The sequence below is a fragment of the Bartonella sp. AP331QHHD genome (assembly GCF_042195905.1).
GTDB lineage: Bacteria > Pseudomonadota > Alphaproteobacteria > Rhizobiales > Rhizobiaceae > Bartonella.
The window spans coordinates 170,762-179,106 of record NZ_JBHIPG010000007.1 but is presented as its reverse complement, the minus strand read 5'-3'; the positions used below and the strand labels follow the sequence as shown (position 1 = coordinate 179,106).

General features: G+C 37.4%; 6 protein-coding genes and 1 tRNA gene. 6 read left to right on the top strand and 1 reads right to left on the bottom strand.

The genetic code is table 11. The annotated features are described in order from the left end of the window. Positions 1 to 153 precede the first annotated feature (153 nt). Positions 154 to 228: transfer RNA gene (locus tag ACFIMS_RS01005), tRNA-Gly, on the bottom strand. 186 nt (positions 229 to 414) lie between these two features. Between ACFIMS_RS01005 and ACFIMS_RS01000 the strand changes: the two genes are divergently transcribed. From ACFIMS_RS01000 to ACFIMS_RS00975, 6 genes are all read left to right on the top strand, one after another. Then, positions 415 to 1,392 (top strand): ABC transporter substrate-binding protein, encoded by a 978-nt coding sequence (locus ACFIMS_RS01000; RefSeq protein ID WP_375696296.1) that lies wholly within the window; start codon positions 415 to 417, stop codon positions 1,390 to 1,392. A gap of 63 nt (positions 1,393 to 1,455) precedes the next feature. Continuing rightward, positions 1,456 to 2,352, top strand: a complete 897-nt coding sequence (locus ACFIMS_RS00995; RefSeq protein ID WP_375612210.1) for an ABC transporter permease — start codon at positions 1,456 to 1,458, stop codon at positions 2,350 to 2,352. After that, positions 2,345 to 3,139 (top strand): ABC transporter ATP-binding protein, encoded by a 795-nt coding sequence (locus ACFIMS_RS00990; RefSeq protein WP_273790094.1) that lies wholly within the window; start codon positions 2,345 to 2,347, stop codon positions 3,137 to 3,139. Before ACFIMS_RS00995 ends, ACFIMS_RS00990 begins: the two co-directional genes overlap by 8 nt. Positions 3,140 to 3,143: 4 nt before the next feature. Further along, positions 3,144 to 4,184, top strand: a complete 1,041-nt coding sequence (holA, locus tag ACFIMS_RS00985) for a DNA polymerase III subunit delta (protein ID WP_375648870.1) — start codon at positions 3,144 to 3,146, stop codon at positions 4,182 to 4,184. A gap of 1,955 nt (positions 4,185 to 6,139) precedes the next feature. Continuing rightward, positions 6,140 to 7,069: a prephenate/arogenate dehydrogenase family protein gene (locus ACFIMS_RS00980; RefSeq protein WP_375612737.1), complete on the top strand. Its 930-nt coding sequence runs from the start codon at positions 6,140 to 6,142 to the stop codon at positions 7,067 to 7,069. A gap of 410 nt (positions 7,070 to 7,479) precedes the next feature. Beyond that, positions 7,480 to 8,334, top strand: coding sequence for a YihY/virulence factor BrkB family protein (locus tag ACFIMS_RS00975; RefSeq protein ID WP_375612736.1), 855 nt, complete (start codon positions 7,480 to 7,482; stop codon positions 8,332 to 8,334). The last annotated feature ends 11 nt before the right edge of the window (positions 8,335 to 8,345 follow it).

Here is an 8,345-nt window from a genome sequence, read left to right as displayed (position 1 = left end):
CCCCTTAAAAACTCTTTGAAAAAAATAAATTGGTACAAAACCTAGTGGCAAAATATACAAAACCTGCTGGCAAGCTACAGTGGCAAAATATACAAAAACCGCTGGCAAGCTACACTATAACTCCATACAAGAACGAATAAATACAAAATTCAATGGAGCGGGCGATGGGATTCGAACCCACGACCCCAACCTTGGCAAGGTTGTGCTCTACCCCTGAGCTACACCCGCTTACCGATTCGATATATGTCTTGCCTGTATGGCGTAGGCTTCTACGAATTGCAACAAAAAAATATCATTTTAGTTTGATTTATTTTGTCCATGTTTCGATAAAATGAAATAAAGATTGATTTTAGAAAATTCTTCAGTAATAAATTATTCCTTTTTTAATTTTTGCATGGAGAGGGGTGGAATATAATGTTGAAGAGAATAAATATATTAGGGATTATCATTGCAACTGTTTTTATGATGAACAGTGTTGCAAAGGCCGATGACCAAGTTAAACACGTTAAAGTTGCAATAACGCAAATTATGGTCCATCCTGCTGCGGATGCTGTTCGTAAAGGTGTGGAAGATGTGCTTGCAGCAAATGGTTATAAGCAAGGTGAAAATTTTCAACTTACCTTTTTATCAGCGCAGGGTAATATTTCAACAGCAACGCAAATTGCACGTAAATTTGTTGGTGATAAACCCGATGTTATTGTAGCAATTACCACGCCTTCAGCACAAACGATGTTTGCGGCAACAAAAACAATTCCTATCGTCTTTGCAGCGATTTCTGATCCTATCGGAGCTAAAATAGTTTCTTCGCTTACCAAACCTGGCGGTAATGTAACAGGGAGTTCGGATCGTATAGATGTTGCAGAAAGTGTTAGACTTTTACAAGAAGTAAAACCAGATTTGAAAAAAATTGGTTATCTTTATAATGCTTCTGAGGCAAATTCTGTTTCGACACTTAAAACGTTAAAGGATGTAGCAAAAAAAGCTGGAATTGAAATTATTCCCTCATCGGCACCAAAGCCTTCAGATGTTCAGGCAGCAACACGCGCTTTAATCGGTAAGGTCGATATTATTTTTGTTCCTGCTGATAATACGATTTTATCTGTTTTAGAAGGTGCAATAAAGGTCTCAGAGGAAGCCAATATGCCTGTATTTACTGTTGATGCTAATACTATCGGGCGTGGGCCTTTTATGACGCAAGGTGTGAATTTCTATGATGTAGGGGTTGATGCTGGGAAATTGGTTGTGCGTATTCTAAAGGGTGAAAAGCCTGGTGATATTGATGTTGTGCAGGCGGCTAATAATGACATTCGAATTGATTTGAAAGCAGCCCAAAAAGCAGGGATTATTATTCCGCAGGCAGTTATTGATCGTGCAACAAAAGTGATTCAATAACTTTTATTGATAGAGTGTTGATACAATAAAAATACGTTAAGTTTTCATGGGGATTGTCTTTACATGAATATATTTGCGTTTTCTGGTGCTGTGGAATTAGGCCTTATTTATGCGTTTGTTGCTATAGGGGTTTATCTTTCATTTCGGGTTTTAGATTTTCCTGATTTAACGGTTGATGGATCGTTTCTTCTTGGATCCTGTGTCTGTGGTGTTTTGATTCTCTTGGGTTTCAATGCATGGACAGCTATGGCATGCGCTTTTTGTGCAGGTATGGTGGCTGGTTTATTAACAGCTATGTTGAATTTGCGTTTTGGCATTTTGAATCTTTTAGCTTCTATTTTAACAATGTCGGCACTTTATACGGTTAATCTTCGTATTATGGGAATTATGGGAGGGTCTAATGTTAATTTAGCTCTTGCTGATACGGCGTTAACGCCCTTTTATAATCTGTTTGGTTTGTCTGATATTTTTGTGCGTCCTCTTTTCGTTGGTATTGTGTTGCTCGTTATGGCGTTTTTGATTTGGCGCTTTTTGGAAAGTGAAATTGGTCTTGCTATGCGTGCAATGGGCGCTAATCCACGCATGGCGACGGCGCAAGGTGTCCATACATCAGCATTGATATATTTTGGAATGGGGCTTTCCAATGCGTGTGTGGCACTTGGTGGTTCTCTTTATATTCAAACTGCGATTGCAACAGATATTACCGGTGGAATTGGAACAATTGTTTTTGGATTGGCAGCCGTGATTATCGGTGAAACTCTCTTTCGTACGCGCAATATTTTTTGGATTATAATCAGCTGTATTGTAGGGTCTGTGCTTTATCGTGTGGCGGTGCAATTTGCATTTGAAGCAAATGGCATTGGTATTGATACGTCGACAGATCTTCAGTTGATTACTTCACTGTTGGTTATTTTAACCCTTATTGTGCCACGCTATTGGAGGAGGCATAAACGTGATTGAGTTTTTTCATGTTGGGGTCACATTTAAACCGCAAACACCTTTGGAAAAACAGGCTTTAATTGATATTAACCTGAAAATTGATCAGGGTAGTTTTGTTACGGTTATTGGTTCAAATGGTGCTGGTAAATCAACTTTGCTCAGTGTTTTAGCGGGTGCAACGCTTCCTTCAACAGGGAAAGTGGTTATCAATGGACAAAATGTTTCTAGGCAATCAGTCAGTGAACGCGCTGGAAAAATTGCTTGTGTTTTTCAAGATTCGTTAGAGGGAAGTTGTGGTTCTTTAACAATTGAAGAAAATTTGGCTCTTGCTGCTCTTCGAGGAAGTCGTCGTGGTTTGCGTGCGGCGTTAAATTATGAGAAACGGCAATTTTTTCGAGAGAAAATTGCTCAATTAGGCATTGGTCTTGAAGCGTATATTCATAATCCTATGGATAGTTTATCAGGTGGGCAACGCCAAGCAGTTTGTCTTGTGATGGCAACGTTAGCACATGCGGATGTTTTATTGCTTGATGAACATACCTCAGCACTTGATCCTGGAATGGCTGATTTTGTGATGCGGTTGACTGAAAAAATCGTTGAAGAGAAAAAATTAACGACTATCATGGTGACTCATTCTATGCGTCAGGCTCTTGATTATGGCGATCGCACCTTGATGTTGCATGGTGGAAAAGTGATTTTGGATGTCTGTCATGAAGAGCGTAAGGGCTTGAATGTCAATGATTTAATTGGCATGTTTCAGAAAGTTCGCGGGGAAGTTCTTGATGATGATGAACTGTTAATGGATTAATAGTGTGGCTCAGAAAAAAGCACATGAAGTTGATCAGTTTCTAATGCGTTTTTCACGTGCTTTTCCTATTGTTCTCATTTATGGGCCAGATCGTGGTCTTATTTGTGAGCGTGCACAATGTTTTGCAAAACTTACACGGGTAGCAATAGAAGATCCATTTTCGACAATTCGTTTGGATGCTGCTGAAATTGATAAAGATCCTGCACGTTTAGAAAACGAAGCGCGTACGTTATCTCTTTTTGGGGGAGATCGTTTGATATGGATCTCTAATGCTGCTAACCAAAAAGGTTTTCTTGCTGCTTTAAAACTTTTAATTGAGAAGCCACCAGAAGCTTGTTTTATTCTCATTGAGGCAGGGGATTTAAAAAAAGGAACAGGGTTGCGCAATGCTGTTGAAACGGCATCAAAAGCGATGGCTTTGCCCTGTTTTGCCGATGATATGCGTTCTCTTGACGGTTTGATTGATGAGGTTTTAGGACAGTTTAAGAAGACTCTTTCTTTAGATGCACGTAGATGGTTGCATGAATGTTTAGGGGCGGATCGCCTTGTATCACGAGGTGAATTAGAAAAGCTTTGTCTTTACGCTGCAAATGTTCATATTACTCTTGAAGATGTGAAAGCTGTTGTAAGCGATGTCAGTGCTCTTTCTCAAGATGAAGTCATTGATGCTCTTTTATTGGGCGATATATCAGGCTTTGAAGCGCATTTTAACCGACATGCAGCAGTGCAGGGGGCACTTTTTTTAATTTTGAGTACAGCTCAAAGGCATTTTCAGCAATTACAGCTATTGCGTTATCAGGTAGAGGTTGAAGGAAATTCACCTTTTACGGTGGTTTCTCAGGCACGCCCTCCCATTTTTTTTCAACGGAAAAAGATCGTTGAACAAGCTTTAAAATATTGGAAGTTAGAACAAATTTCTTATGCAATGGAAAGAATTCAGAGTGCTGTTTTAGACAGTCGTAAAAATCCACTTTTGGGCGAAGCTATCATTCGTCAAGTTTTGTTAGGGCTTACAATTATTGCACGACGCCAGATGGCAGCTTAACAGCCTAGAAATATAATGATTTTTTATTTTTGGTATACCACAGAGGTATTTTCAGTAATTAAAACTGTTATGCTATCAAGTAGAGGTTGATGGAACTTGTATTTTTGAGGATGCATTTTAGGAGCTTGAAAGCTTGATAGAAATTTTTCTTCAAAAGAAATAGTTTATTTTCAAAAGGCCATTTTGAAACAGTTTTATTATTTTGTTGTATCGTAAAATACTGTTTTTAGGGTAGTGATACGAGGCCCATATCAAATTTTATGTGTTCGATGTTTTTTTGTGTGGGTATTTGGTGAATATTAGGTTGGTTCATAGAGTCTTAATGGAGTAACACCCCCATGTAAAACAGAGTATCTCAAACAACAGAAGACACTTGTATGGTAGATTCATACGCTTTCTTAGAAATATTTTTCAATGCGCGTCATATCTATTTCGCGGCGGTGTTTATGAATGGTGTAGAAGTAAAGTTCCTTGTGAAGAATATAAAACCCATAGAGCAACTCTATCTTTATGCTTAATAAAAGCGCAAGTCGACACTCATTATATACTTTGCTAGCCTCTAATGTTACTACAGTTTTTAGCATTAGAGAGCGTTTTTCATCATTTTTTCTCACATGTCTTCTTGTGACGTGTAGCCAAGAGATTTTAATTGATAAGAGGGTTTGTGATGGAAGAATTTTACAGTATTCGAAGTTATGATTCAAATTGAAAAAAAGTATTATTTTTATAAATCAATGTATTATAGATTAATTGAATCATTTACAATAGTGAGCCAGAGGAATCTTTTAGACAAGAAAATGAATTGTTTGCAGATCGGTATGAATTAAGAATCTTCATGGGATGAGAAGAAAGTCAAAATAGATTATGATGAAAACCACAGCACCTATGGGGAAACTTTTATGTTTGATACAGAGATGATTATCTTAGCAATGAATGTGTCTCATAAACAGAGCTAGTCATTGTTTATTATTAATAATTTATTATTTTTCATATTAAATCAATCAGAACAATGTCTTTTGCACGTCATAAGTGGGGGGCGTGTAGATAAAAACTGTACAAGAAAGCACTAAAAATGCCTCTTATGAATGCTCTCAAATTCCAAGGTTTTTTGCAACATTGGGGGTAGGAAAATATAATGATAGTGTTTTATTTAAGTGTGAAGAGGGTCGTGCTTAATAGATTTATAGTTATAACATTTACGAACACTGTCGTGAGATAGGCTAGGGAGCGAGATGTCTTTTAAAACAAACCCATGAATTTGTAATCCAAATTTATTCTGTTGAGGGCGTTCTGTTTTACGTGAGGGGTGTGATTCCATTAAAGGGATATTCGGTGTTTTTTTATCAAACTTTTTCTTTATTGAGAGGGCGTGTTTTTCTCATATTTATTTGATTTACGGTATCCGGAATCGGGAGAGGAAAATGTTTTTAATGGTATCTTTTGGTATGCGTTGTTTTACGGTGTTTTCAATATTCGCGAAACTTATGTTGATGTTGTAGGTGGAGGCGCAATACGTTTTATATAGGTCTAATGTACAAATTAATGAACGTATCGGGATAATTGGAGAAGAGTTAGTATCTGCTTACGCTTTTGATGTGTTTTTTTGTGAGTAAATTAGTAAGATAAAGTAAACTGATGGGATTTTATGTAGAGTCGTTGTTATCCTAATTGAGAGTGCATTTTATTTTGTTTCGGTGATGCGCTTTGATCAGTAATTAAGAGGGAGTTTTAGAGCGTGATGTTAGATTTCTCGTCATTTATTTTTTATGTGTTTTCTAGGTAAAGTGATCTGTTGTCAGCTTGCGCAGGTGATAATTGGTAAACTGCGTTATTCTTTATTCCCTAGTTGTCATTTTTTAATGTTTTACGCATAACTCTTGAACAAACAAACAAGAAAATTGTGATTTTACAATTAGTCTTTATTGCCATTTGCAAAGAATCTTTGAAGGTGAAAGATGCTCCATACTCAGTTTGAAAAAATAGCACTCATTGGGATCGGTCTGATTGGGTCTTCTTTAGCAAGAGTGATTAAAAAGAAAAATCTTGCGGCTCAGATTTCTATTGCAACACGTCGTCCAGAAACCCTGAAAAGAGCGCGAGAATTGGAGCTTGGGGACTTTTATACGACAGATAATGCAAAAGCTGTTGAAGGAGCAGATTTGGTTATTCTTTCTGTTCCTGTTGGGGCTAGTGCAGAAGTGGCAAAAACCATTCGTGATCATTTAAAACTTGGAGCGATTGTGAGTGATGTTGGTTCTACGAAAGCGTTGGTTATTGCGGAAATGGCACCTTTATTGCCAAAAACGGTTCATTTTATTCCAGGGCATCCAATTGCTGGAACGGAATATTCAGGACCGGATGCTGGTTTTGCTGATTTATTTATGAATCGTTGGTGTATTTTAACGCCTTTTGCGGATAGCGATGCTGCTGCTGTCGCACAATTAACAGCGTTTTGGGAAGCTTGTGGTGCGCGTGTCGAAAAGATGGAACCTAAGCATCATGATCTTGTTTTGGCTATTGTTTCACATTTACCCCATTTGATTGCGTATAATACTGTTGGGACAGCGAGTGATTTAGAAAAAGTAACAAATTCGGAAGTGATTGCTTATTCCGCTTCCGGTTTTCGTGATTTTACGCGTTTAGCATCTTCTGATCCCGTTATGTGGCGAGATATTTGTTTGCATAATAAGGATGCTATTTTAGAAATGTTGAGCCGTTTTAGTGAGGGGCTTGCTTTTTTAGAACGGGCAATTCATTTAGGAGATGGTGAGACACTGTTTAACTTTTTTACACGTACGCGTGCTGTACGCCGCAATATTATTGATGCTGGACAGGAAATTGATGCTCCTGATTTTGGGCGTCAGAATGTTTCTAAAAAAGGGTGAGTAAAAACAAGAGGTTTTTGTTGAATTTCGTTGGTTTTTTCTAAAAACCGATAAGAAGTTTTTTCTCTACTCAGTCATAGATTGCAATAAAAAAGAGTGGCGATTGCTCCGATATAGATAACCATGACTTCAAAAGGTTTTATGTGTGCACGATCATCTTGCTTAGTTCTCTATAGGGCATATGATGTACAGAAGAGGTTACTGATCTGTAGAAGTAACAAAAAAATGAGGTCGTTGTAGAACTTCATAGAGTGGGTTATTGTTTTTGTTTTGGTATAAAGTCGGGCTTGACCGTATTGATTATTGACCGTTATATTGCAACATTGCAAAATGTTTATTTGCAGAGTTTTGATGATTTTTATAAAACTTGAAATAGACTGAGGAAGAGTTTTACCAGAAAGTATTGAGTTTTGTTAAAAAATATCTTTTGGTATAGCTATCGTATTTTGTGTGACGCAGTAAGTCATTATTGGCGTGATAATGGGAGTGCTTTTGCAAGCCATGTTGCGCTATCGGGGCTTTTAGCATTTTTCCCTTTTTTTATTTTTGGAACATCTTTTGCTCGTTTTCTAGGTGCTTTTACTTATACACCGCAAAAAATTAAAGCATTGGTGCAGTTATTGCCTGATGTTATTGCAGAGCCTTTATCTCAGGAAATTGTTAATGTTTTAACCATTCATCGAGGAGGTGTGTTGACGCTTTCTGTCATTGGAGCGGCTTATTTTGCTTCTAATGGGATAGAGGCTTTGCGTACGGCTTTAAATAAAGCTTACCGTGTTACTGATCGACGGAGTTTGTTATTTTGTCGTTTTCAAAGTCTGTTTTTTGTAATCCTTGGAGCTGTTGGTCTTGTTGTGATTAGTTTTTTATTGATTCTGGCGCCTTTGTTGATCAAAATTATGCAAAATCATTCTTTTTTTATGACTGAATATATTGCTGTTATTCGTGTATGGCGTTATACAGTTGCAATCGTTATTTTGTTTATCAGTCTTTTGATTGTTCATAAATGGCTTCCAGCAGGGCGGCGGAAAATTATAGATATTTTACCAGGAATAGTGGTGACAATGTTTATATGGTTTATGGCTTCTATCGCTTTTGCGCAATATTTAACGATGTTTGATTATATTTCTACCTATGCAGGGTTGGCATCTATTATGGTTGCTATTATTTTTCTGTACATATTGAGTGCAATTTTTATTTTGGGAGGAGAAATAAACGCGGCGATAATGTTTTATCGCAAGGATTTGCAACATTCAGATAAATGAAAGAGCTTATT